We start from the raw sequence: 24,119 nt of genomic DNA on the forward strand, positions 1-24,119 counted from the left end.
AAACTATTAGGTGATATTTCAATTGGATATTCGCCGGCTAGGTTGCGTTTTAATTGTCTTCAATAGAAAGGTTCATTCTGCATACGATTATTCATATCAAGTGGAATGGAACGGAAGCCACTCGACTCCTTGGGAAGTAGAGGAGGCTTAAGACCCAGCAGGCTCAGCCGAGGAAGCGCCCAATGGAACAGACTTTTTTCTCAAACTTAACTCTTTAATAAGCAACAAAGTCTAGTAAGATTAATTTAGATATCGTTCGTCTACAGGATTGTTTTCAAGTTATTTCCCAGCCTCGTTTTTTTATTTGCTTATCTATAATACTCTCACAGCGAACGATTATGATTATTGGAATTTAGATGATAGAAGAATGAAGATTTAATATAGGACGGTTCTCTTCAACGATTTAATGTGGTACGTAAATATAATTTGTCTAAAAAGGCAGTGCAACAGGCCATAAATGACTGCCGCACTGCCTTTTAAATAGATTTGTATCATAAATGTTATTTCTAAAGTGGATTTTACGAATCATTGTTTACTTCGGAATAAGCTCCTAGAAATTGAGCTAACACTTCTTTGTTTTGAGATATATCTGCGAGTGTATAGCCATCTAATACGTTTAAAAAAGCATACAATGCTTTATTTAAAATACCTCTCAACGTACAAACAGGAGAGATGGGACATGTATTATGATCAGAAAAACACTCAACTATGTTAAAATCTTCTTCAGTTTTTCTTACTAAACCCCCGATATTGATTTCATGAGGTTTCATTGCCAGTCTCATGCCGCCATTACGCCCACGTATTGTTTCTATATAACCTAACTTGCCCAGCTGGTATATAATTTTCATTAAATGATTTTTGGATATGCCATAGGCATCAGCAATTTCTTTTATATTTACTAATCGATCGGGATGACTTGCCAAGTACATAAGCACCCTGATGGAATAGTCACTGAAATTTGTTAATCGCATAGTCACGCCCCGCTTCAGATTATCTACTTATCTTTAATACTACCATACATAAATAGGCTTCCAAAGAAAGTTCACAGAAAAGATGTATCTGAAATATTGCTTTTACTTTCCAATAGAGTAAAATTAAAGATGTATTTCAAATACATCTTTAAAAGGGGATTTTTATATGTTGTCTACTCAAACAATCGAAATTGTGAAATCAACTGCACCAATATTGGAAACAAGGGGTAAGGAAATAACTACGGTATTTTATAAAACGATGTTTGAAGCACATCCTGAGCTTTTGAATATTTTTAATCATGCAAATCAAAAAAGAGGCAGACAGCAGACTGCATTAGCAAATACGGTAACAGCTGCGGCCTATTATATCGATCAATTGGAAGTGCTTCTGCCGGTTGTAAAACAAATTGCACATAAACACCGTAGTTTAATGATTAAATCTGAGCATTATCCGATTGTAGGAAAATATTTATTGTTGGCTATTAAAAAAGTATTAGGTGATGCGGCTACAGATGATATTTTAAAAGCGTGGGAAGAGGCCTATGGGGCAATCGCTGATATCTTCATAGGGGTTGAACGTGAAATGTATGAAGAAGCGGAAAATAAGGTTGGTGGTTGGAGAGACTATCGAGAATTTGAAGTCATAAAGAAAGTGAGGGAAAGTGACGGTATTACTTCCTTCTATTTAAAACCAACCGATGGGCTGGCAATACCCGAATTTGAACCGGGCCAATATATAACTGTTCGGGTTCAAATTCCAGGAGAACAGTTTATGATGAATCGCCAATATAGCTTAACGAATGTATCCAATGGTGAATACTATCGAATTTCTGTAAAAAGTGAAAGTATGCATGACAATCCTGATGGTAAAGTATCTAATTACCTGCATAAGGAAGTTTGTACGGGTGATATAGTACAACTAACGGTACCAGCGGGAGATTTTACTTTAGAAGAGGACACCGAGCCAATTACCTTTATAGCTGCCGGAGTAGGGATAACGCCATTTATTAGTATGTTGAATACACTTTATAAACAGGAATCATTAAGAAAAATTACTTTGATACACGCGTTTAAAAACAGGAAGCTTCAAGCATTTGCTGATGAGCTCTCCATGTTAAACAGGCAAATGCATGATATGACAATCAACTTTTATAATGAAGAAGCTGATGTAATCGAGGAGAATTATAAAATAGGCAGAATCAATGAAGAGGTATTGAGGCAATTAGATCAGAATGGAATTTTCTATGTTTGTGGGCCAGTCGAATTTATGCAAGGTGTCATTCAAATGCTTTATAAACTAGGCGTACCGCAAGAAAAAGTACGGTTTGAATTTTTTGGACCTTCCATGAAAATCGAAACAGTAACAGAAAAAGTGTGAAAAAAACATGCTGGGAAGTTTATTCCTGGCATATTTTTTATAAATTCCTCGTCTGTTAAACTCTTTGTTGTGAAAATCAGCAGAGAATATGTTTTGTCTCCGTAACTCACCATGATTTTATTATTCTATAACGATCCCAAACATTACTAAAAGTGTGCGTTGAATTGATTGGTTTAATAGATTAAAAGAGGGGAGGATGGTAAAGGAATATACAGAGATAAAGATTATAAAAAACAATAAGAAGAATTCCTCAAGCACCTTTAGTGCGTTTGTTGATCAGGTATTAATTACCGTCATTTGTTTAGTGAAAGACATTCAAATGAAGTGCCTAAGGATTAATCTAATACTTCTTGCCTTAAATCGGTATGTTCAGAGACACAACTATCTCAGCTGGTTAACCCTAAATGATTAATCTGCAGCTGTACACAAAAACCAGGTTTCTTTTAGTCTATATGTACATTTCATATGTTTGCATTGACATTTCATAAAGGTAGCTGATTGAATGGCTAGATAGTCAGTATACTTAATAAAAGGATCACCCGATAAAATCAGTCTCTATTCTTATCGGTTAATAATTTGGTGTCGTGTATAATATGTACCGTAGCGAAACAAGAATTTCAATTGTAATTGACTCTCATTGATACAGAAATAATAAACAGTGTTAGTCGAATTTGACTCTTTTTTATAATTAATTGATAAAGAGCTTGCAACATTTTCTATATAATGTTCCATTTCCATCCGTTTAATTATGTGGCTGCCTAATAATTTCTGTTTCTTAAACGAATCTAATCTGTCTAATAGTTCCTTCTTTATTAGTATACAATCTTCCATATTTATAGGTAATCATCCCCTGTTTTTTTTGAATTTATTCATAAAAAAAGCCAGAAAAGGACAAATTTATTAATCCTTTCCTGACTTATGTATGGTTCTATGCCCACTCATTGCTATCAGTTATTTTATTAAGATGTTACAGATAACTTTATCGCAGATGGGGGTTATTGTCAATCAACCAATCAACTTTGCAAAATGAAAATAATATAGCTAGTATCTTTCTCGAAATTCCAAAAAGTAAATTTATCGATTATTTTGGTGTTTAAATAGTTCTCGAAGTTTCTTTTATGCTCTATTATCAAACGTTTCTCCAAATCCCGCTTCGCGATCGTTAATTGTTCAGTAAAGCCGAACTTGATCAATTCCTTTTCGATCGGAACCATTATACCTTTTCGGACAATCATCAGCTGCCGCTTATTGAGCATAGTTGAATAGATTTCCACTGGTTCTTTTTGAGCAAGCTTGGTAACCTTCGCTAATTCTCGTTCGACTTTCTCTCTATTTCTATAATCACTGATGCTCGTTGCTGTTTTTGATAGCGTAATAATAAACATGCCAGTCGAAGTTTGCAAATTCCAATCATAAAAGAATTCATCAACTTTTGTTCCTAATGCTGCTTCAATATAGGAGGTGATGTCTTTGATTATGGTTTCCATGAGAAGGTCCCGGTTCTTTTGCACGTAAACTTCACCATCTTGATTAGCCAATAAGGATTTCTCCATAGGGGAAAGGAAATCGGCAAGATGCACAGCAAGAGTAGGAGACGATAACGTACAAATAACGTGGCTGGGGCCCCGTCCGAAGGTTTCTCTTAGCATTCTTCCTATATAACTGCTAATGTCTTTTTCGGCTTTTGTTATATCCATATCATACACCTCAGGCTTTGTGACTTTCTTATCATTTATCCCTAAGTAATTTTTTTGAAACATCAGACAAAGACTTATTACAGGGGATTTTAGTCTGAATTAAAAGATTAAAGTCAACGAAAACATCTAGAAACGATTAGGACATGAGAGGGGTGATTGGTCAAACTTTGGCGCTGCGGAAATAATATTTAATATTATCAAATGTGCCGGGAAGTTTTCTTCCCGGCACATTTGTTTTATACAGCTTCATCTGCAAACTGGCTGTTATAAAGATCCGCATAGAAACCATTTTGTCTCAGCAACTCATCATGAGTACCTTGTTCAATGACGGTTCCTTTATTCATTACTAGAATTAAATCTGCATCTTTAATCGTGGATAAACGGTGAGCGATCACAAAGCTTGTACGATTTTCCATTAAGCGATTCATCGCTTTCTGAATAAAGATTTCAGTTCTTGTATCAACACTGCTTGTTGCTTCATCCAAGATTAGAATAGAAGGGTTTGCTAAAATGGCACGAGCTATTGTAAGCAATTGTTTTTGACCCTGTGATATATTGGATGCTTCTTCATTTAATTCAGTTTCATATCCTTCTGGCAATGTACGAATAAAATGATCGGCATGAGCTGCTTGGGCTGCTTCAATAATTTCTTCACGAGTGGCACCTTCACGACCATAGCCAATATTATCTGCAATGGTACCATTAAAGAGCCATGTATCCTGAAGAACCATACCGAATAATCCATGGAGATCTCCGCGTTTCATTTCTTTAATATCGACACCATCAATTTTTATGCTTCCGCCATTTAATTCATAAAAACGCATTAACAGGTTAATCATTGTTGTTTTACCTGCACCGGTCGGACCTACTATGGCTACTTTTTGCCCTGGTTTGACATCAAGATTCATATCTTCAATCAATAGCTGATCCTGCTTATATCCGAATGCAACATGATCAAAAACCACATGTCCTTTTGGATGAGAAATCATTTGTGGATTCGTTGTTTCTGCTTCCTCCTCCTCCTCATCTAGCAGTTCAAATACACGTTCTGCAGAAGCAACAGTAGATTGAATAATGTTAGCGATATTCGCCGTTTGAGTAATCGGTTGTGTGAATTGGCGTGCATATTGTATAAAAGCCTGTATATCACCAACTGTTATTCTTCCGTTTGTAACAAAAATACCGCCAACTACACATATGAGTACATATCCGATGTTTCCGATAAATTGCATGAAGGGCATAATTACACCTGAAATAAACTGTGCTTTCCAGGATGATTCGTATAATTTTTCATTTATTGCCTCAAACTCTTCCAAAGCTTTTTCCTCTTGGCCAAAGGCTTTCACGACCTCATGTCCAGTATAGATTTCTTCAACATGGCCACTTAAATTTCCAAGTGATTTTTGTTGGCCAGCAAAGTAGGTTTGAGATTTTTTGGCTACAAATACAGCGACTACTCCGCTTAAAGGTAACGTTAAAAGAAGAATTCCTGTCATAACCGGGCTGATCGACAGCATCATAATAATAACACCAATAATCGTTACTACACTGGTAATAAGCTGTGTTAAGCTTTGTTGTAAGGTAGTGCTGATATTATCAATATCATTCACAATCCGGCTTAAAGTTTCACCTGTAGTTGTTCCATCAAAATACTTTAAAGGCAGCCGAGATACCTTAGCTTCAGCTTCTTCTCTTAATGTAAATACCGTATTTTGAGCAACGCTTGCCATAATATATTGCTGGATAAAGGCGAAGATTGAGCTAAACAAATATAAGGCGCCGAGTAGGAAGAGAATTCGAATGATATACTCAAAATCGATGCCTGCGCCAGGAATACCTGACATTTTTTCCATAATGCCTTCAAATATTTTGGTTGTCGCTTTACCTAATACTTTTGGGCCGACAATGGTGAAAACCGTACTGAGGATTGCAGCCAGCAATACAGTTAAAAGGCGAAATTTATAAGGTGCTAAATAACGAATTAATCGTTTTAACGTACCCTTAAAATCTTTTGCTTTTTGTATCGGTGCTCCTGGACCACCTGGAGGACCAAATCCCGGATTTGATTGTCTTCTTGTCATTCTGCTCATGCAATCTCCTCCTCAGAAAGCTGTGACTTCACAATTTCTTGATAGGTTTCACATGATTTTAGTAATTCTTCATGTGTACCAATTCCCATAACATTTCCTTCATCCAATACAATGATACGATCGGCATCCATAACCGTAGATACACGTTGGGCAACCAATAAAACCGTTCCTTCCGTGGTTTCACTTTTTAAAGCTTTCCGCAGCTTAGCGTCCGTTTTGAAATCCAGTGCAGAAAAGCTGTCATCAAACATATAGATTTCCGGTTTTCGAACCAAGGCTCTCGCAATGGACAGACGTTGCTTTTGTCCTCCGGAAATATTTGTACCGCCCTGAGAAATAGGAGAGTCAAAGCCTTCCTTCATATTAGAAACAAAATCATAGGCTTGTGCGACTTTTGCAGCATGGATGACTTCCTCATCACTGGCATTCTCATTTCCGTAGAGGATATTTTCCTTTACGGTACCGGTGAATAAAACAGCTTTCTGAGGAACTAGACCAATTCGGTTACGTAAATCCACTAATTCCAGTTCCTTAATATTGATTCCATTTAGATAAATACTGCCTTCAGTCGGTTCATAAAAACGAGGAATCAGCTTTAATAATGTTGATTTCCCAGAACCAGTTCCGCCGATAATGGCTGTAACCTCACCAGGACCAGCGCTAAATGAAAGGCCTTTTAAGGCAGGTTCTTCGGCACCTGGATAGCTGAATGTAACATTCTTAAATTCCAGGTAGCCAGTTTTAGTTGGTTTAGCTTCATGTTTAATTGGCTCATCTTTAATAGTGGGCTTAATCGCCAATACTTCATTAATACGAGCTGCGGAAGCAGAAGCACGAGGAATCATGACAAACATCATGGAAAGCATAACCATGGAGAACATAATTTGCATGGCATATTGAATAAAGGCCATTAAATCACCGACCTGCATATCTCCATGATCAATCCTGATTGCACCAAACCAAACAACCGCAATGGTTGTATAGTTCATAATCAGCATCATGAGCGGCATAAGTGTAGCCATTAATTTATTCACTTTGATAGTAGTGTCTCTTAAGTCTTTGTTGGCCTTCTTAAAACGTTCCTTTTCAAAATTGATCCGATTAAAGGAACGAATGACACGGACACCAGTCAAATTTTCGCGAATGACACGGTTTACAGCATCCAATCTGCGTTGAACCAGTTTAAATAGAGGGACGCCTTTCCAGATGACAAAAAGAATAACGCCCACTAAGACCGGAATCGCAAGGATGATAACCCAGGATAGTTCGGGATCTTTTGAAAAGGCCATAATAATGCCACCAATAGCCATTAAAGGTGCCATTATCATCATTCTAAGGATCATGTTAAGGACCAATTGTACCTGTGTTATATCATTGGTTGTTCTTGTAATTAAGGAAGCAGTACCAACTTGTTCAAATTCATGAAGTGAAAAATTCTCAACATGGGAGAATACTCTGGAGCGAAGATTTTTGCCAAATGACATGGATACTTTGGCGCTGAAGTAACTTGCCGTAATAGAGCAAAGCGTACCAACTGCAGCAACCAAAAGCATAAATCCGCCAATTTTCCATATGTATGGTATGTTCTGATTAATGACACCTTTGTCGATGATGTCAGACATCAATGTGGGTAAGAATAATTCTGATAATGACTGTATAAATACCAATGCGAATATAAAAACAATCGGTAATTTATACGGTGCTAAATAGCGAAACAATTTCCTCAAAAATTAACAACTCCTTAATACTGATTTTCATTAAAAAACTCATACACTTTGGTTAATAATCGGGTGAGTTCCTTACTATCATCTAATCCGATATATTCCTCTAGAAGGGTAAAAGTTTGATGTAATTTAGCAAGTGCTGCATCTGCTACAGAATCTCCCTCACATGTTAATGTAACCAGTACCACCCTGCGATCATTTTTATCAATTCTGCGGGTAATTAGGTTATGCTGTTCCAGCTTATTTAAAATGGGGGTAACAGATGGCATTTTAACATTTAACTGCTTGCTGATCTCGGATACCTTAATCTCGGTAATATGTTGAGTTTTTTCTTTGATACATGTCAAAACTCTTATTTCACTTGGTTTATATCCTTTTATTGTTTTCTTTTCCCAATCCAATTTGTCAAACTGTGTAAAAGCCCTGATCAATTTTTCAACTGATCGGTCTTTGTTAACTGTCATACCTCCACCTCTAAAACAAAGTCTTCCTAATAGTTAAGTAACCAAATTAAAAGCAAATAAAATTATATTTATATAATATATACAAGTCAATATAGCTATACAGTTTCAGAAAGTGTAAAATATGACAAATTAAATACGATGGTTTTGTAGGTCTGTTAAATAAAAGAAATAGGAAATGAAAAAATGTATAATGTATAAAACATATTAAATTCAGCTTAAAATCCTAATGTTTTACATAATTAGGATTGTCTTTATATCAGTTCTTCGGTAACGTTATATATAGAAGCTAAACTCAGGAGGAAGAAAGTTTATGAAAGAAAGAAAACAGAAGGGGAGTTATAAACGCTTTTTTCGGTTATTGCATGCAACGAACCCTTCATATGGAAGACTTGGTTTTGCACTCGGTCTGAGTATTATTACTACCCTTATTGGGTTGCTCATTCCATTGTTAACAAAGGAATTGGTAGACGGCTTCAGTATGTCTTCATTATCTAAAAGTCAGATTCTCATAATTGTATTGGTGTTTATTGCTCAAGCTGGTTTAAGTGCATACGCGACCTATGCACTTGGATATAATGGTCAAAAAATCATTGCAGGCTTGCGGGATTTATTATGGAAAAAGTTGATTAAGCTGCCTGTATCGTACTCTGACAAATATGGTTCAGGGGAAATGATTAGCAGATTAACAAATGACACAATGGTCGTCAAAGAATTGATAACTACCCATTTAGTTGGGGCTATTACTGGAATGATTTCAGTTATTGGGTCTATAACGATATTATTTATCATGAACTGGAAATTAACCCTGTTAATATTTATTGTTTTCCCAATAGCAGCCATGATTTTAATACCAATTGGCCGAATTATGCTTAATATCTCGAAGGAGACCCAAGCTGAAACTGGTAGATTTACAGGGGTATTAAATCAGGTCCTACCTGAAATCCGCTTAGTCAAGGCATCCAATGCAGAAGAAATTGAATATAATAGGGGAATGTCAGGTGTAAACCGGTTGTTCGCTCTTGGTTTAAAAGAAGCGAAGACCCAGTCTCTTGTTTCACCAATTATCACATTAGTGCTAATGGCTGCTCTAGTAGGAATTATTGGGTATGGCGGTATGCAGGTAGCGAGCGGAATTATTACAGCAGGTTCGCTTGTAGCTTTTATTCTTTACATTTTTCAAATTATTATGCCTATGGGGCAAATTACGACATTTTTTACTCAATTGCAGCGTTCGATGGGAGCAACCATGAGAATAATTGAAATCCTGAATGAAAAAGAAGAGGATTTACTCAAAGGGAAAGAACTAGTAAAAGCAAATGTCGATATCGTTCTCGATGATTTATCATTTGGATATGCAGAGGAGTCTTTAATTCTTCGTCATTTAAATGCAAAGATTGAAGCGGGAAAAGTAACAGCGATTGTTGGACCAAGCGGTGGAGGGAAGACGACTCTGTTTAAATTGCTTGAACGCTTTTACGAACCAAGTGAGGGATCAATCAGGATAGGTGAAATTCCTATCGGTGAATACAATTTGCAATCGTGGCGGAAGCATATTGGGTATGTATCTCAAGAAAGCCCGCTGTTGGCAGGTACGATCCAGGATAATATATGTTATGGTTTGGAAAGGGAAGTCACCTCCGCTGAACTGGAGCAAGCAGCTGAAATGGCTCATGCACTTGAATTCATTCAGCAGCTTCCAGAAGGATTCCAAACGGATGTAGGGGAGAGGGGATTGAAGCTGTCAGGAGGACAGCGCCAACGAATTGCGATAGCAAGAGCGTTATTGAGAAATCCAAGTATTCTAATGCTAGACGAGGCCACATCAAGTTTAGACAGCCAGTCTGAACAAATCGTGCAGGCTGCATTAAATAAACTAATGGTAGGGAGGACGACAATCGTTATTGCCCATCGATTATCAACCGTCGTCAATGCCGATCAGTTGTTATTTATTGAAAAAGGTGAAATTACAGGTAGAGGAACACATGAAGAATTAATGCAAACTCACAAGCTCTACCATGAATTCGCAACACAGCAATTAAAAATTAATGAGAATTTAAAAGAGAAGGCATAAATTGCACAAAGCATAACAATTTTTTTTGATATTTAAGAATGAACAACTAGCTAAACGAAACCAAAACTCGCTTAGAAATATTTTACTAAGCGCGTTTTGGTTTTTTTAAAAGCAATTTTACTATTATTTAAGGGTTATAAACCTGTAAATAGAATCAAAACGCCCAATTCCCATTTCGGAATATGGCCTCACGTGTACCATCAGGCAATTCTCCATCAATGTCCATATCAGCTGAACCAATCATAAAGTCCTCATGCACTTGGCTGATATTTACCCCATACTTATGCAATTGTTCGATATTCATTTCTTCTCCACCTTCGAGGCAAAATGGATATCCAGCTCCAATGGCGAGGTGGTTAGAAGCATTTTCATCAAATAACGTATTATAGAATAAGATATTTGATTCAGAGATCGGTGAATGGTGAGGTACCAGCGCAATTTCACCCAGGTATTTAGCTCCTTCATCAACATTGATAAGATGATTTAAAATTTTATTTCCTTTTTTTGTCACGGCATTTACGATTCTTCCTTCTTCAAATGTTAACGTAAATTCATCAATTACATTGCCGCCATAAGCTAACGGTTTTGTGCTTGAAACCGTGCCATTTACTCCATTTTTTAAAGGAATCGTAAATACTTCTTCAGTAGGCATATTGGCTACGAATTCTTTGCCGGTTGAGTCTTTAGCTCCTGCTGCGCACCACTTATGTTTCTCGGAAAGTTCAATTCTTAAATCCGTACCAGGTGCTTTATAGTGTATGTATTTATATTTTTTGTTATTTAAATAATCAGCTTTACTGATTAATGTATCAAGATGCTCCTCCCATGCTTGGATAACATTTTCCTGATCAACACGGACTGAAGAAAAGATGGCATCCCAAAGTAAATCTAAGCTGTTTTCTTGTCCAGGGAATATTTTTTTGGACCAACCCTCACCTGCAGCAGCAACGACTGTCCAACTGATCTTATTGGACTGCATTGCTTCGCGTAAATTATTGAGAGCCTTACCTGCAGCCTTTTGAAAATTAGCGATCCGATTTGAGTCGATCCCATTCAGTAAATCCGGATCTTGAGAGACAATCGTTATAAAAGTTGCACCTCTTTCAACCATTTCGTTTCTGGAGGCAGCCATCCATGAAGGAAATTCAGTAAATGCCTCGTCAGGTGCCAGCAAATATTTCGTTCGGTTAATTTCTTCATCACTCCATTCCACAAAAACCTGCTTTGCACCTGCTTCATAGGCTTTTTTAACAAGTTTACGTGTAAATGGTGCAGTTTCAATAGTGGATATGATGAATACAATTTGATCCTTTTGTACATTAGCAGCTTTCTTAACAGTCAAGTCAGCATAACGATCTAATTTTTCTTCAAAATTATTCATGGATTAATCCTCCCCATACAATATTATTTACTATAAAAGTATATCATCTAGATATCAGAAAATATCAAAAATTTATTTGGATAAAAATATAGAGCTGGATCTATAAGAAATCCAGCTCTATATAGCATTTTTATTAATGTCCTCCTAAGAAGACCAATTGAATAAGGAATAGTACACCAAAGATGTAAACAAGAGGTGGAACTTCTTTCGCTTTGCCACCAACTAATTTCAAGATTGGATAAATAATAAATCCAAATGCGATTCCAGTAGAGATACTTGAAGTTAAAGGCATCGCAAGGATAATAACAAATGCTGTAAAAGCTTCATCAAACTCAGACCATCTAATCTTTGATATACCTTCCATCATAAAGCACCCAACAATAATTAAAACAGGAGCTGTAATGGAAGCTAAGTTTGAGATGGCTCCAATAAATGGTGAGAAGAATAATGCTAAGCTGAACAATATAGCAACAACTACTGCTGTTAAACCAGTACGACCACCGGCAGCAACACCTGTACTTGATTCTACATATGCTGTTGAAGGACTTGTACCAAAAGCAGCACCAACAGTAGTAGCGATAGAATCACCAAGGAAAGCTTGCTTTGCCCTAGGAAACTTACCGTCTTTTAATAATCCGGCCTGTTCGGATACAGCCACCATTGTACCTGTTGTGTCAAAAATCGTTACGAGTAGGAATGAAAATACAACGGCGTATAAGCTGTTAGTGAATACACCACCGAGATCTAAATCAAAAAATGCTATTCCTTCTGGAAGTGAAGGGAGTAATTGCTTGGCTGTAATGTCCAGCATGCCTGTAAAATAGCCAATAATTGCTGTAATAATCATTCCAATAAACAAAGCACCAGGTACTTTTCTTACCATAAGAATAAGGGTAATGAATAAACCGGCAATTGTTAATAATGGAACAGGAGCAGTTAAATCACCTAAACCAACAAGATTGCTTTCGTTTGCGACAAAGATTTGTGCTTGTTTAAAACCAAGAAACGCTATGAATAAACCAATACCGGATGTAATTCCATATTTAATAGAAAGAGGGATGGAATTAATGATCTTTTCACGTAAATTACTAAAACTTAATAACATAAATAAAAGTCCGGCGATAAATACTGCGCCTAAAACCACTTGATAGCTAAGTCCTTGTGTCGCAACAACACTCGTAAAGTAAGCGTTTATTCCCATACCTGGCGCAACGGCGATTGGGTATTTTGCATACAAGCCCATAATTAAAGTACCAATTACTGCCGAGATAATGGTAGCAATAAATACCTGATTAAAGGGAATTCCTGAAGCGGAAAGGATTGCCGGGTTAACTATTACAATGTACACCATTGTAAAGAAAGTAGTTATACCAGCTAAAACTTCCGTTTTAACAGTAGACCCGTTTTGGCTAATTGAGAAAAATTTGTCTAACAATTCGTATACCTCCATCTATTCACCTTTAAAAAAGCGAACGTTTTTGACGACATTTAATATAATATTCGCTTTTAGGTTATTTTTCAACCACAAATTAATAATTATATTAATTATTTGCAATAACTACTTATAATATGAGGATTAAAGAGAGGCTTTATCCTAGTTATGAGGTTGATATTTAAAACATTATCATACTAAAACTGATTGTTAGTATTAGAAGTCATTATGAATAGTGCTTCAACATTTCAGGACTTTGATTTGTAAATGGTTGATGTTACTTTTGTGACTTCTGTATAGGTTGAAATACAAAGTAGACTGTGACCAAAAAACAAAAAGAAATTTATGTGAATAAATTAAAAATATACAAAAATTAGTAGATGAAAATATTTACATTTTTCATATCGGGAGTATTATTATCAAAGTTTCTAATTTCTAAATCGCTTAAGCATAATTGCGCGGGGGACCCATTGTGTTCTGGGGTGAATCCATTATGGTAGGGCTACTCAGTAGGCACGAATCCGACAGCTAACTCCTCAGCGTTTTATGAGAAGGAAGGTGGAACTTGTGAGACGAAACTAATATAACGTCTGCAGGTCTATTTATTGATGGCTTGCAGGCGTTTTTTGTTGATCAAGCTATTAATTTATTAATTTCTTAATAATAAAAGCGGGTGAGCAGAGTGGTTTCATCAATAAAACGTATACTCATTGGTCGTACTTTAAAGTCAATATAAACACAGAGTGATTTCCGCTATTAATGGAATCACTCTTTTTTTGCTTAAACTACACATCCCTTTAGATTTAATAGTTATATGAAATAATGATGGCATTTTTATGCATAAAAATACAAGTAAGTATTTACCTCAAAAAATTATGGTGATATAATTTATTTACTTTTTTAAAGAGGGTGATTCCCATTAGAATGTTAATTTTAGAAGATGAGCCTGTTGCGAGAAAAGTACTAAGGAAAAGGCTTGAATTACAAGGATATACAGTAGATGATTTTGACGATCCAGAGGATGCAATTATAGCTTGTGATAAAGTGAAATACGATTTATTAATTTTTGATATTACCATTCATGGTGCAATTATTGATGGTTTGGAAGCTGCTTCTATTATAAGGAAAAAACATAATATTCCCTTTGTCCTCGTTACCGGAGCAGATTCGTCAGATGCAAGATTGCGAGGATTACAGGAAGGTGCGCTTTTGTATTTTACAAAGCCTTTCAGCTACAAAGAACTTGTCCTTAACATAAAAAATATTATGGAAAGTACAGCAGTAAAAAATAATTCGTATTATATACATAGAGGATTAAAAATTGAGCCTCTTCGTGGTACGATTACGAAAGAAGATGGCAGTGTTGAAACGCTATCGAAAATTCCAATGCAGGTGTATACGTATTTATTAGAACATAAAAATCAAGTTGTCAGTAAACAAGAATTATGGGAAAAAATATGGACTGAGCATGGGGATATGAGTGATGACATTATTAATACAACGATAAATCGGATTAGACGAAAGATAGGTAAGAATAGCATTAATACGATTAAAAATGTTGGATATGAAATCAATGACTAAAAATTGGCTTACTGTTAAACGGTTTACCATTTTATCCAATATTCTCATGTTCTTGATATTTACAGGCATAGTCTTACTGCAAAATATTAATCGGGTAAACGATTATGCAAAACATCGAATCAATGAAGTATTGCCGAACTTCTATTTGGTTGAAACTCATTTAGCTGAATACGGTTTACAGGAAGACTTTCTAAATGATAAATTCGGTAAGCTACCTGGTGCTTATGAGTATATGATGATTTTGGATAATGACTCAAGTTATCAAAATATTGCTTATAACCAAACATCAAAGAATATCAATATTTATGAAGGAAAAGATAAAAAATATTTACCAATAATTAAGTGGTTATTAGGTCAGAGTCGAGAAGACATCTATGTAAAAGATGGTTTAAGTGATAAAAAAATTAAGGTTGAGTTTTATGAAGTTAATGGATCTGTAATAGCTGAAATTGAGCATGCCATTCATACGGAAGCATTCAATGGTCAGTTATATACGAAAATAAATCTCTCGGTTCTGCTTATTGAAGATTTTAAAGAAATACTCATCACGAATGGTTATTTATATTTGATTATATTCATTTTTTTCTTTTTGTTTCAGGCCTTATTATTTGAAACTATTTTTAAACCTTTATCGAAGATGACCAATCATTATAAGCTGAAAAACAAGTTTAATATTACACCCCATTTTATGAATGACTATATGTTAAGGGAAATGGAAGAGTTAAACAATGTTACCAATAGTAGTGTTGAAAAAATGCTCGCTGTAACCGACGAGACGCATGCTTTCCTAGAAGAGATTGTCCATGAGGTTCGGAATCCTGCTCATAATATTAAGAATACCATCGAATATTTGGAGGACCTGATTGAAACGGATACCCTTCCTGAGATAAAGGAAGGATTATTTCATATTAAAAATGAATCTAGTAATATAGATTCATTATTAAAGGGTATTAAACTATCGCATGAACTTTATTATTTAGGAGGAAATCCTCCAGATAGCTGGATAGAACCAAAAAGCTGTATTGAACCATTAATGGCTGCCTATATGAGGAATTACCCCTCCTACACATTTATTTTTAATGATAATGTAAGTAAAACCACCAAAATCTGGATTGATGAGTATTCATTTGAATTAGTCATGCAGAATTTATTGAGCAATGCAGTGAAATATTCTACAAAGGAATCAACCATTTTTGTGGGAATTAGAGAGAATAAGCTTGATAATACTATTAATATTGACGTAACCAACACTGGCTCATCTATCCATTATTCTAATATCAATAAGATCTTTGATAAGTATGTACGTCTAAGTATGGCTAAGCAGATAACGTCTGGATCGGGTATTGGGTTATGGATTGTTAAAAGGGTTTCTGAAATTTATGATGTGAATATTGATGTAAATAGTACAAATCAATCAGCAACCTTTTCGCTGAAGTTCAAGCATATTAAACAGGAAAATATTGAAGAATAGCGCAGGGAAGAGTGGGGCAACAATTTAATGCATGCCTCACTCTTTTTTACATTACTGAATATTTCTTGGAGAATACGTTTTATTACTTGAAGTTTTAGCTGCTTTAGAGCATTTATCATAGCGGTTAAAATAGAATGTGAATGCTATTATGCTGAATGGAAATCGAATTAATAGAAAAAAGCGGAATATCCAATCTCGGACCTTCCGCTTTTTTCCTTAATGGTGATCTTTAATTTGATTTTGTTTGCTCTAGCTTTATTAATTTATTGCGCATCTCTAAAGAATCCTTTTTTCCATGCATAAAATAATAGACTACGATTAATGCCAATACGAGAATCGACATGATTAGATAGAGATTTCGATAGCCTGTGAAAGGAATAATCATTCCAAGTACATATGGGCCAATTCCGAAGCCTACATCCAAAAAGATAAAAAAGGTTGCTGTTGCTAAACCGATTCGGTGAGGAGGAGTCACTTTTACGGCAATAGCCTGAGTTGTAGATTGGATATTCCCAAAACCGAGTCCAATAATTGCGCCGGCTAAAAGCAAAATAAATCCGTTATTAGCATAGCTTAATAGAAGAAGTCCAAGGGCAAATACAAGTAAGCAGGGGTACATAATAATATTAGATCCTTTTAAGTCTAACAAGCGGCCAGTAAAAGGTCTTGACACTAAAACCGCTGCTGCATAAACGACAAAAAAGAAACTTGCTGCTTCAACTAATTGAATCTCTTCTGAATAGAAAGTAATAAATGATAAGACGCTTGAATAGCATAGGGCTCCCAGCATCATAACGATAGCAATGGGGATAGCCTTTGGTTCAATAAAACTGGAAAGCTTAACTCTATTGTTTTCTGATTCAACAGAAGTGTGAGATTGTTCATTTTGTATTTTTAATAGAAAGGCAGTTAAAAAGCTAACAGCTCCCAATGCTATACAAAAGCTGAAAATGACTTCAAATGTTGTATGCTGTTTTAAATAAATACCTAAAAAAGGACCAATCGCAGTAGCAAGAGTGGCACTAAGGCTAAAATATCCAACGCCTTCACCACGTCGTTCTGCTGGTATGATTTGCGCTACAATGGTACCGGTAGCCGTACTTGCAATTCCTAATCCGATTCCATGTAATAAGCGGTTAACCATCAAAAAAGACAAGCTATTAATCCCAAAATATAAAATAGTTGTTAATGTAAAAACGATAAGTCCGAATAATAATATTCTTTTTCTGCCGTATTTATCGATAATTCTACCTGTCAGAAGTCGGCCAATAAGTGCTCCAATAATAAAAATTCCGGTAACCAGTCCTGCTTCACTCGTTGAAGCACTAAATTGTTCAACAGCATAGACCGAAATTGACACCATTAATAAATAAAAAACAAGTGTTAATAAAAAATTAATGGTGGATACAATGATAAAATCTTTTGTCCATAATTTTGCTCGTTCCGTTTGCATAGTTATCTCCTTACTCATTAAAATTTTGCTTAATCCTTTCTAGGATATTTAGGAATTGTTCTTGTTCATCTGTCGTAATACCTATTAACTTTCCAATCTGAAATTCATCAATCTCACTTCTTACAACTTTATATTGTTTCTCTCCTTTAGCAGTCAGTTGAATATTTTTCTTCCTTTTATCTGAGCTTGAAAATGACTGAATATACCCTTGCTGCTCGAGGCTGTTGACTGTGCGGGTTATCGCTGGCTTTTCGATACTTTGATATTTAGATATCTCAACAAGGGTATGTGGCCCATAATTAAAAAGGATATACATAATTGTCCATTGTGGTCTGTTCAAAGCATATCTACCTAGAATTTCATTTAACTGGTCAATATAAGGTTTATGCACCATAGACAACTCGTGAAATAACTGTTGATATCTTTCCATTTTACCTCCTTATAAATTAGTTACTTTAGTTAACTAATCCAATTTTTTTATTATGGCAGAGAAGAGGAGAAGATGTCCAGTCTTTTTATAATGGTAAAAGATAGGCATATTATTTTGCTTTGAATTCAAACTATATTAAAATAAATTTACAAATCATATATCGTACATGGAGGTATACATATGACTAAAATTTTATTTGTTAAAGTAAACGATCGACCGGCAGACCAAGCTGTTTCTGTTCAAATGTACAATGCATTTTTACATGCATATAAAGAAGCAAATCCAACTGATCAAATTACAGAGCTGGATTTATTCCAAGTAGAACTCCCTTACTATGGAAATGCGGCGATTACCGCTCTTTATAAAAACAATCAAGGAATCGAATTAACAGAAGAAGAAACTAAATATGTTAATTTAGCAAATCAATATATCGATCAATTCTTATCCATGGATAAAATTGTTTTTGCCTTCCCTCTTTGGAATTCAACTGTTCCTGCGCCATTAATTACGTATATTTCGTATTTGGCTCAAGCCGGAAAAATGTTTAAGTATACTGCTGAAGGTCCGATAGGATATGCAGCTGATAAAAAGGTAGCACTATTGTCTGCAAGAGGTTCTGATTACTCAGCTATACCAGGAGCGGAAATGGCAGTTAATTTAGTTAAATCTGCTATTAGCCTTTGGGGAATTACTAACCCAGAAGTTATGGTTATTGAAGGACATAATCAATACCCAGACCGTACGGTTGAAATTGTTGCAGAAGGGCTTGAGAAAACAGCTAAACTTGCTGCCCGCTTCTAATTAAGAAACATCAATACTATATCGTTGGATTTACCATTAATATAGAAAACAATAAAAACAGTGGGATTCGATTAAGAATTCCCACTGTTTTTATATATAAAGGACGATAAATGACGCGTTTGTTAAAAAATAAGCAGAATAGTACCAATTGTAATCGCAATACCACCAATAATCGTATTTTTATTAGGTTTTTCTTTTAAAATAATAAAGCTTAACACCATTGTAATGACTACGCTGAATTTATCGATGGGAGCTACGATAGACACCTTTCCGATTTGAATGGCAGCAAAGTAGCACAACCAAGATAAGCCAGTTGCGATACCCGATAGGATTAAAAAGACATAGGACCTATTAGAGATCGTTTTAAGATCTTTTTGCGTTCTTTGGAAAAATACAATGCTCCAGGCAAAAATTAAGATCACTACAGTACGAATGAAGGTGGCGACATTTGAATCGACATCCTCGATACCGATTTTCGCCAATATACTGGTTAGTGCTGCAAAAACGGCTGATAAGACAGCCAGGAAAATATACGACTGAAGATAGCCTTCTTTCTTCTTTTTTTCTCTCTTACCGATAAGAATAAAAGTACCAATCGTAATAACGACCCCTCCTGCAATCACTAACGGAGTCAACGGTTCCTGAAGGATGATAAAGGATAAAATAATTGTAATTATGACGCTTGATTTATCAATAGGAACTACTTTTGATACATCACCAATTTGTATGGCCTTAAAAAAACATAGCCACGATAGGCCAGTGGTTATACCTGATAAGATAATGAAAATCCATGCCTTAGGATGGATAGTATACAGCTCATCCCATTGCCCGGTTATTCGAACAACGGCATAAGCCATAATTAGGACTACAAACGTTCGAATCGCAGTGGCCAAATTTGAATTCACATTATTAATCCCGATTTTTGCTAATATTGACGTTAATGCTGCAAATAAAGCAGCCAGTAAAGCTAACAGTATGCTCATGAAAATCCTCGCTTATTTATGTACTTAGAATCGGTTTGTTCCTCTGGTTTTTTCTAACTTTAACTATAACTCAATTCCATTTAAAAAGGTATTTGGTTTCATATAAGTTTAAATACTTGATTCTTGAGTTGTATTTACATGAAGAAAAAATACACTCCTTATGTCACATAGATTATCTACCCGGCATAAAAAGTGTATTTTAGTTTTAGGATTCAAAGGATATATAGTAGGGATATGGGAATCTCATTTCAAGCTGTTAATTCAAACGTTCCAACGGTTTAACTGCTGGGCCTTCGATGACTTCCCCGTTAGGTGCAAAGCGGGATCCATGACATGGGCAATCCCAGGAACGTTCTCCATTATTCCATTTCACTTCACACCCCATATGGGTACAGGTAGTATCTACTACACAAACGTTACCTGTATGGTCGCGATAGGCACCGGCTCTTTTACCATTAAAGGTAACGATACTGCCTTCATCGGGTTTAAGTTCATCTGGACTGATATCTTTATCAGCAAGTTTTCCTTTAATTAATTCTTTTGCTACATTTATATTTTCTTTTATGAATTTACCGGCAGATTGTATATGTGTTTCTGAACGAGTGGGGGTAAACAGATCAAAATATGGATTTTCTTTTCCACGTACTAAATCACTTAAAATTAGAGCAGCGACAGCTCCGTTCGACATTCCCCATTTCCCAAAACCAGTTGCAACAAAAATATGATCCTTCATAGAAGAATATGGACCAATATAAGGGACATAATCCAATGTTTCTAAATCCTGTGCTGACCATCTGTATGGAAGGTCATTAACTGTGTAATACTTTTCGGCAAAATCCTTTAGTGCTTCATAATGCTTAAATGGATTTTCGCTTTGACCGGTTTTATGACTTTCTCCTCCAAATAATACCAGGGTTTTATCCCCGTCTTTTGTATGGCGGATTGAGCGGGTAGGCTGCTCGGCGCTAATGTACATTCCATCTGGTAGGTCTTCCTTGATTTCAGCGGCAACAATGTAAGAGCGTTTCGGGCTCAGGCGAGAGAAGTACAGTCCCTGCATATCATAGAATGGATAGTGGGAAGCAATCACAACTTTATTGCAATAAATGGTATGTCCATTCTTCACTTTAACTTGAACAGGTCCTTTATCGTCATCTTCAATAGCTTCTACTGGCGATTGTTCAAATACTTGTCCGCCTTTTTTTATAATCAGGTTTAAAATATGGCCTAAGTATTTAACTGGATGAAATTGTGCTTGATTAGGCATAATAATGGCATTTTTGATTGGATAAGGCAAAGGCAGGTGTTCGACAAGTTTACCTGGAATGCCCAGTTTTTGATAAGATTCGAACTCTGACTTGATTTTCTTTTCAAATTTTTCAGTCTCTGCGTAAAGGATGGCTTCCTGTTCTTCATAATCACAATCGATCTCTTCTTCTTTGTAGAGAGAATGGATAAATTCAAGGCCATCCATATTTGCCTGATAGTATAGTTTCGCTTTTTCTTCACCTACCGAATTAATTAATTTGTCATAAATTAATCCATGCTGGGCGGTTATTTTTGCTGTTGTATGGCCTGTTGTCCCATTCATCACTTCGCTTGCCTCAACTAATGCAACCTTTACTCCTTTGCTGACCAATTGATAAGCCGTTAAAATACCGACTATTCCAGCTCCAACTATAACAACATCTGTTTCTAAATCATTTTGTAGCTTATTAAATTTCAGTTCTTCTTGATTCTGCATGAACTTCGTCCAATATGAACTCGATTGATTAGGTAATTGATTCATTTTAACCCCTCCGGTTTTTCCAATATAGTATATAGTTACCCATGTTTTGTTAAAAAAATCAGCTAATTATGATAAACGGATTGTTTATAATGAAGACCGATTGGATATTAAGTAAAAAAATGGGGGCTGGAGGGGAATTCGATTGAGGAGTCAAACTAAAAAGAAATTATTAGTAATAGGAAGCTTTCTGTTGGGATTCGGCTTTATGGGTGCTATGGATGGGATTATTTTTCATCAGCTTTTACAATGGCATAGTGTCGTGATGGAAACGAGTCGCTCAGGTCAAATCATGAGTGATGGGATTTTTCATTTTGCGGTGACGATTGCTTTGGTGGCAGGGGGCTTTATTTTATGGCTTGCTGGTAACCCATCAGACCAAAAGCAGGGTGTCAAACAGATTATTAGTTGGTTTTTAATTGGCTCAGGTTTATTCAATATGTTGGAAGGGATTGTTAATCATCATATCCTGCAGATTCATAGGGTAAAACCAGGTGATCCCAATGCTTTATTCTATGATATAGCGTTTCTGATAGTTGGAGCTATTTTATTTTTGATTGGTTTGTATTTGAAAAATAGTGCGTCCAGGCATAAGGGTGGCGAAGAGATTCATGTATAGAATACTTAGCTTTATTGTTATCGCTGGGTTTGTATCCATCATGCTATATTTTCATCAACAAAGCAGCCATTTCAGCAATGATGCTCATGCTGGGCATACGGGACAACATGATGGATTAGAAATAAGCAATATAAGTGAAGTGAAAATTCCGGAAATTAATGGATGGATCAAGCAGGATCAAACAGGGTGTTGGATGCTGAAAATCAACACAAAAAACTTTTCGTTTAAACCAGAAAAGCTGGGTTCGAATGAGCAACGAATTAATGAAGGTCATGCCCATCTATATATGAATGGAGATAAAAAGAATAGAATTTATGGTCAATATTATGATTTAGGCACACTCAAACCAGGGGTGTACAAGGTGAAGGTTACGTTAAATACGAATAATCATAAAGCACTAATGTATAACGGTAAGGAGATTGCCTATCACTATAAACTTAAGGTGAAATAGATTACAAACAGTCATCTGACAATTCAGAAGATATACCTATATGGTAATTTGGAATTAAATGGTATGATTATTCATATAAATGATTATCGATGGAGGATGAAATGTTTGGAAAAATTTATATTGCTATTCTAGTATGTTTTTCTCTCGTTTCTTGTATGATGGCCATCGTAAAACCTTCCATATTTGACTTGCATTTAAAAAATTTTCGCCGAAGCCTTTATACGTTATTTGTGCTTTGCCTCGGAATCGGCATTATTGCAGGCGGAATAAATATAACCAACTGGACATATATATTGAGTTTAACTGCAATCGTTGTTTTTATCGATTTATCCGTTCTTTTAACACCAAGCATTTTAAAGATATGGCAGGCAGAGTTTATAACAGGTTCTGAATTTCTTGAAGCTACCATAAAGGAAAATGAAAAAATTCAACGAGCGACGGTGACAAAGGTAGAGCATATGTCCTTATTAGTACAGGATGCTATCTATTATTTTGAGCAAAAGCCTGTTCCTGAAAACGGAGAAGAATATGAGAGAGAGTTAAAGAAATATCTTGTCCTGTATTGTGAGGAATTTGGTTTGTCAGTTGATATCAATCAGTACGAAGCTGACGATTCGATTGACTTAGATATATCCGTCAGGGAGAGAATTAAACAAAAGCTTATCAGGATTGATCATATACATAATTTCGATTTTAATCAGCAGCTTTTACAAAGCTTTACCGATTCGATTTTCAATTTAGAGGTTATCACCCTTGAAGACCACGATGCTTTGTTAATTCCTATCCATTTACAAATGTATAACTTTATTATAGTTTTAAAGAAAGATAAGGGCATTCCCATTGAAGTGGATGGTGTTCATATTGCTAATTTAGTTCACATTTATGATTCGTTTATGTAAAACTTTGGTATAATAAGGGTATAAAAGTTAAGGAAGAGAGGAGTAAGATGGCTATGAGGCGTAGGAGAAATAACATTCAGTCTGACGATTCCGCTGAGGCAATGGCAAAAAACTCCCAGTCAGGTCCCAAAATCACCCATCTCTCTGATAAATCAGTCAGTAAGCAGACAAAGAAAGTAAAAGAAATGAATAAAAAAGCATTGGCTTATATATACTCTGTAAAATAACAAAGTGATGGGACTTTGTTATTTTTTTTTGTATTGCTTTTTTGTGTTATAGCATAAGCTATAACAAAATGCACATGTTAGGAGCATAAAATATGACATCTAAGAATGTAACTAAACAATTAGGAAAAAACAGAAGGTACACAGTTTTGGGCAATAAGGCATTAAGGATCAGTAAAATGAATCATGAGGCCATTAGAGTTTTAAAAAAAC

20 protein-coding genes and 1 riboswitch are annotated in these 24,119 nt (G+C 35.6%); of the genes, 9 read left to right on the forward strand and 11 right to left on the reverse strand.

The annotated features are described in order from the left end of the window. Positions 1-518: 518 nt before the first annotated feature. The gene (locus F7984_RS07520; RefSeq protein ID WP_066100101.1) at positions 519-971 is read right to left on the reverse strand and encodes an RrF2 family transcriptional regulator; all 453 of its coding nucleotides are present in this window, start codon (positions 969-971) and stop codon (positions 519-521) included. 166 nt (positions 972-1,137) lie between these two features. On the opposite strand from F7984_RS07520, the gene hmpA reads away from it, so the two are divergent. Continuing rightward, positions 1,138-2,349 (forward strand): NO-inducible flavohemoprotein, encoded by a 1,212-nt coding sequence (gene hmpA / locus F7984_RS07525; protein ID WP_140461305.1) that lies wholly within the window; start codon positions 1,138-1,140, stop codon positions 2,347-2,349. A gap of 1,013 nt (positions 2,350-3,362) precedes the next feature. Here hmpA and F7984_RS07530 read toward each other — a convergent pair. From F7984_RS07530 to F7984_RS07545, 4 genes are all read right to left on the reverse strand, one after another. After that, entirely contained in the window at positions 3,363-4,046 is a 684-nt protein-coding gene (locus F7984_RS07530; protein ID WP_140461306.1) for a Na-translocating system protein MpsC family protein, read from the reverse strand. 236 nt (positions 4,047-4,282) lie between these two features. Then, a complete protein-coding gene (locus tag F7984_RS07535) occupies positions 4,283-6,136 on the reverse strand; it encodes an ABC transporter ATP-binding protein (RefSeq protein ID WP_139891187.1) in 1,854 nt (617 codons plus the stop codon). Further along, entirely contained in the window at positions 6,133-7,863 is a 1,731-nt protein-coding gene (locus tag F7984_RS07540) for an ABC transporter ATP-binding protein (RefSeq protein ID WP_140461307.1), read from the reverse strand. The genes F7984_RS07535 and F7984_RS07540 overlap by 4 nt, the downstream gene beginning before the upstream one ends. A 14-nt stretch (positions 7,864-7,877) precedes the next feature. Continuing rightward, entirely contained in the window at positions 7,878-8,324 is a 447-nt protein-coding gene (locus F7984_RS07545) for a MarR family winged helix-turn-helix transcriptional regulator (RefSeq protein WP_066100083.1), read from the reverse strand. Between the two features lie 310 nt (positions 8,325-8,634). On the opposite strand from F7984_RS07545, the gene F7984_RS07550 reads away from it, so the two are divergent. After that, positions 8,635-10,395, forward strand: coding sequence for an ABC transporter ATP-binding protein (locus tag F7984_RS07550; protein ID WP_139891185.1), 1,761 nt, complete (start codon positions 8,635-8,637; stop codon positions 10,393-10,395). A 154-nt stretch (positions 10,396-10,549) separates the two neighbouring features. On the opposite strand, the gene F7984_RS07555 is transcribed toward F7984_RS07550, so the two are convergent. Together F7984_RS07555 and F7984_RS07560 are read right to left on the reverse strand one after the other, a co-directional pair. Beyond that, a complete protein-coding gene (locus F7984_RS07555; RefSeq protein WP_140461308.1) occupies positions 10,550-11,776 on the reverse strand; it encodes an aminopeptidase in 1,227 nt (408 codons plus the stop codon). Between the two features lie 133 nt (positions 11,777-11,909). After that, on the reverse strand, positions 11,910-13,211 hold the full coding sequence (locus tag F7984_RS07560; RefSeq protein WP_066100075.1) for an NCS2 family permease: 1,302 nt from the start codon (positions 13,209-13,211) through the stop codon (positions 11,910-11,912). Positions 13,212-13,639: 428 nt separating this feature from the next. Further along, a riboswitch (cyclic di-AMP (ydaO/yuaA leader) is annotated at positions 13,640-13,766 on the forward strand. Between the two features lie 366 nt (positions 13,767-14,132). Between F7984_RS07560 and F7984_RS07565 the strand changes: the two genes are divergently transcribed. Next, positions 14,133-14,789, forward strand: coding sequence for a response regulator transcription factor (locus F7984_RS07565; RefSeq protein WP_066100072.1), 657 nt, complete (start codon positions 14,133-14,135; stop codon positions 14,787-14,789). Beyond that, positions 14,782-16,260 (forward strand): sensor histidine kinase, encoded by a 1,479-nt coding sequence (locus F7984_RS07570; RefSeq protein WP_181161987.1) that lies wholly within the window; start codon positions 14,782-14,784, stop codon positions 16,258-16,260. The genes F7984_RS07565 and F7984_RS07570 overlap by 8 nt, the downstream gene beginning before the upstream one ends. Positions 16,261-16,489: 229 nt before the next feature. Here F7984_RS07570 and F7984_RS07575 read toward each other — a convergent pair whose 3' ends face one another. Together F7984_RS07575 and F7984_RS07580 are read right to left on the reverse strand one after the other, a co-directional pair. Next, a complete protein-coding gene (locus F7984_RS07575) occupies positions 16,490-17,713 on the reverse strand; it encodes an MFS transporter (RefSeq protein ID WP_140461310.1) in 1,224 nt (407 codons plus the stop codon). Positions 17,714-17,723: 10 nt separating this feature from the next. Further along, positions 17,724-18,143: a MarR family winged helix-turn-helix transcriptional regulator gene (locus F7984_RS07580; RefSeq protein WP_066100061.1), complete on the reverse strand. Its 420-nt coding sequence runs from the start codon at positions 18,141-18,143 to the stop codon at positions 17,724-17,726. 180 nt (positions 18,144-18,323) lie between these two features. Between F7984_RS07580 and F7984_RS07585 the strand changes: the two genes are divergently transcribed. Next, on the forward strand, positions 18,324-18,944 hold the full coding sequence (locus F7984_RS07585; RefSeq protein WP_140461311.1) for an FMN-dependent NADH-azoreductase: 621 nt from the start codon (positions 18,324-18,326) through the stop codon (positions 18,942-18,944). 122 nt (positions 18,945-19,066) lie between these two features. Here the strand turns inward: F7984_RS07585 and F7984_RS07590 are convergent, their stop codons facing one another. Both F7984_RS07590 and F7984_RS07595 read right to left on the reverse strand, forming a co-directional pair. After that, entirely contained in the window at positions 19,067-19,927 is an 861-nt protein-coding gene (locus tag F7984_RS07590) for an EamA family transporter (RefSeq protein ID WP_066100054.1), read from the reverse strand. 256 nt (positions 19,928-20,183) lie between these two features. After that, a complete protein-coding gene (locus tag F7984_RS07595) occupies positions 20,184-21,716 on the reverse strand; it encodes an FAD-dependent oxidoreductase (RefSeq protein WP_140461312.1) in 1,533 nt (510 codons plus the stop codon). 142 nt (positions 21,717-21,858) lie between these two features. Here F7984_RS07595 and F7984_RS07600 point away from each other — a divergent pair, with 142 nt between their 5' ends. From F7984_RS07600 to F7984_RS18960, 4 genes are all read left to right on the forward strand, one after another. Further along, positions 21,859-22,332: a DUF2243 domain-containing protein gene (locus tag F7984_RS07600; protein ID WP_140461313.1), complete on the forward strand. Its 474-nt coding sequence runs from the start codon at positions 21,859-21,861 to the stop codon at positions 22,330-22,332. Next, positions 22,325-22,783 carry a hypothetical protein gene (locus F7984_RS07605; protein ID WP_066100045.1) on the forward strand — a complete coding sequence of 153 codons (459 nt, stop codon included), beginning with the start codon at positions 22,325-22,327 and terminating at the stop codon, positions 22,781-22,783. The genes F7984_RS07600 and F7984_RS07605 overlap by 8 nt, the downstream gene beginning before the upstream one ends. A gap of 101 nt (positions 22,784-22,884) precedes the next feature. Further along, the gene (locus F7984_RS07610; RefSeq protein WP_066100042.1) at positions 22,885-23,682 is read left to right on the forward strand and encodes a type II toxin-antitoxin system SpoIISA family toxin; all 798 of its coding nucleotides are present in this window, start codon (positions 22,885-22,887) and stop codon (positions 23,680-23,682) included. Between the two features lie 53 nt (positions 23,683-23,735). Beyond that, positions 23,736-23,909 carry a hypothetical protein gene (locus tag F7984_RS18960; protein WP_181161988.1) on the forward strand — a complete coding sequence of 58 codons (174 nt, stop codon included), beginning with the start codon at positions 23,736-23,738 and terminating at the stop codon, positions 23,907-23,909. Positions 23,910-24,119: the final 210 nt, after the last annotated feature.

This window comes from Pradoshia sp. D12, assembly GCF_008935075.1.
Taxonomy (GTDB): Bacteria; Bacillota; Bacilli; order Bacillales; family Pradoshiaceae; genus Pradoshia.

Excerpts from the sequence above, each read along its gene's own strand:
- F7984_RS07590 (WP_066100054.1), bottom strand. The coding sequence starts at position 19,927 with ATGAGCATACTGTTAGCTTTACTGGCTGCTTTATTTGCAGCATTAACG.
- F7984_RS07565 (WP_066100072.1), top strand. The coding sequence starts at position 14,133 with ATGTTAATTTTAGAAGATGAGCCTGTTGCGAGAAAAGTACTAAGGAAA.
- F7984_RS07575 (WP_140461310.1), bottom strand. The coding sequence starts at position 17,713 with ATGCAAACGGAACGAGCAAAATTATGGACAAAAGATTTTATCATTGTA.
- F7984_RS07550 (WP_139891185.1), top strand. The coding sequence starts at position 8,635 with ATGAAAGAAAGAAAACAGAAGGGGAGTTATAAACGCTTTTTTCGGTTA.
- F7984_RS07580 (WP_066100061.1), bottom strand. The coding sequence starts at position 18,143 with ATGGAAAGATATCAACAGTTATTTCACGAGTTGTCTATGGTGCATAAA.
- F7984_RS07610 (WP_066100042.1), top strand. The coding sequence starts at position 22,885 with ATGTTTGGAAAAATTTATATTGCTATTCTAGTATGTTTTTCTCTCGTT.
- F7984_RS07545 (WP_066100083.1), bottom strand. The coding sequence starts at position 8,324 with ATGACAGTTAACAAAGACCGATCAGTTGAAAAATTGATCAGGGCTTTT.
- F7984_RS07585 (WP_140461311.1), top strand. The coding sequence starts at position 18,324 with ATGACTAAAATTTTATTTGTTAAAGTAAACGATCGACCGGCAGACCAA.
- F7984_RS07535 (WP_139891187.1), bottom strand. The coding sequence starts at position 6,136 with ATGAGCAGAATGACAAGAAGACAATCAAATCCGGGATTTGGTCCTCCA.
- F7984_RS18960 (WP_181161988.1), top strand. The coding sequence starts at position 23,736 with ATGAGGCGTAGGAGAAATAACATTCAGTCTGACGATTCCGCTGAGGCA.
- F7984_RS07555 (WP_140461308.1), bottom strand. The coding sequence starts at position 11,776 with ATGAATAATTTTGAAGAAAAATTAGATCGTTATGCTGACTTGACTGTT.
- hmpA (WP_140461305.1), top strand. The coding sequence starts at position 1,138 with ATGTTGTCTACTCAAACAATCGAAATTGTGAAATCAACTGCACCAATA.
- F7984_RS07530 (WP_140461306.1), bottom strand. The coding sequence starts at position 4,046 with ATGGATATAACAAAAGCCGAAAAAGACATTAGCAGTTATATAGGAAGA.
- F7984_RS07570 (WP_181161987.1), top strand. The coding sequence starts at position 14,782 with ATGACTAAAAATTGGCTTACTGTTAAACGGTTTACCATTTTATCCAAT.
- F7984_RS07520 (WP_066100101.1), bottom strand. The coding sequence starts at position 971 with ATGCGATTAACAAATTTCAGTGACTATTCCATCAGGGTGCTTATGTAC.
- F7984_RS07595 (WP_140461312.1), bottom strand. The coding sequence starts at position 21,716 with ATGAATCAATTACCTAATCAATCGAGTTCATATTGGACGAAGTTCATG.
- F7984_RS07605 (WP_066100045.1), top strand. The coding sequence starts at position 22,325 with ATGTATAGAATACTTAGCTTTATTGTTATCGCTGGGTTTGTATCCATC.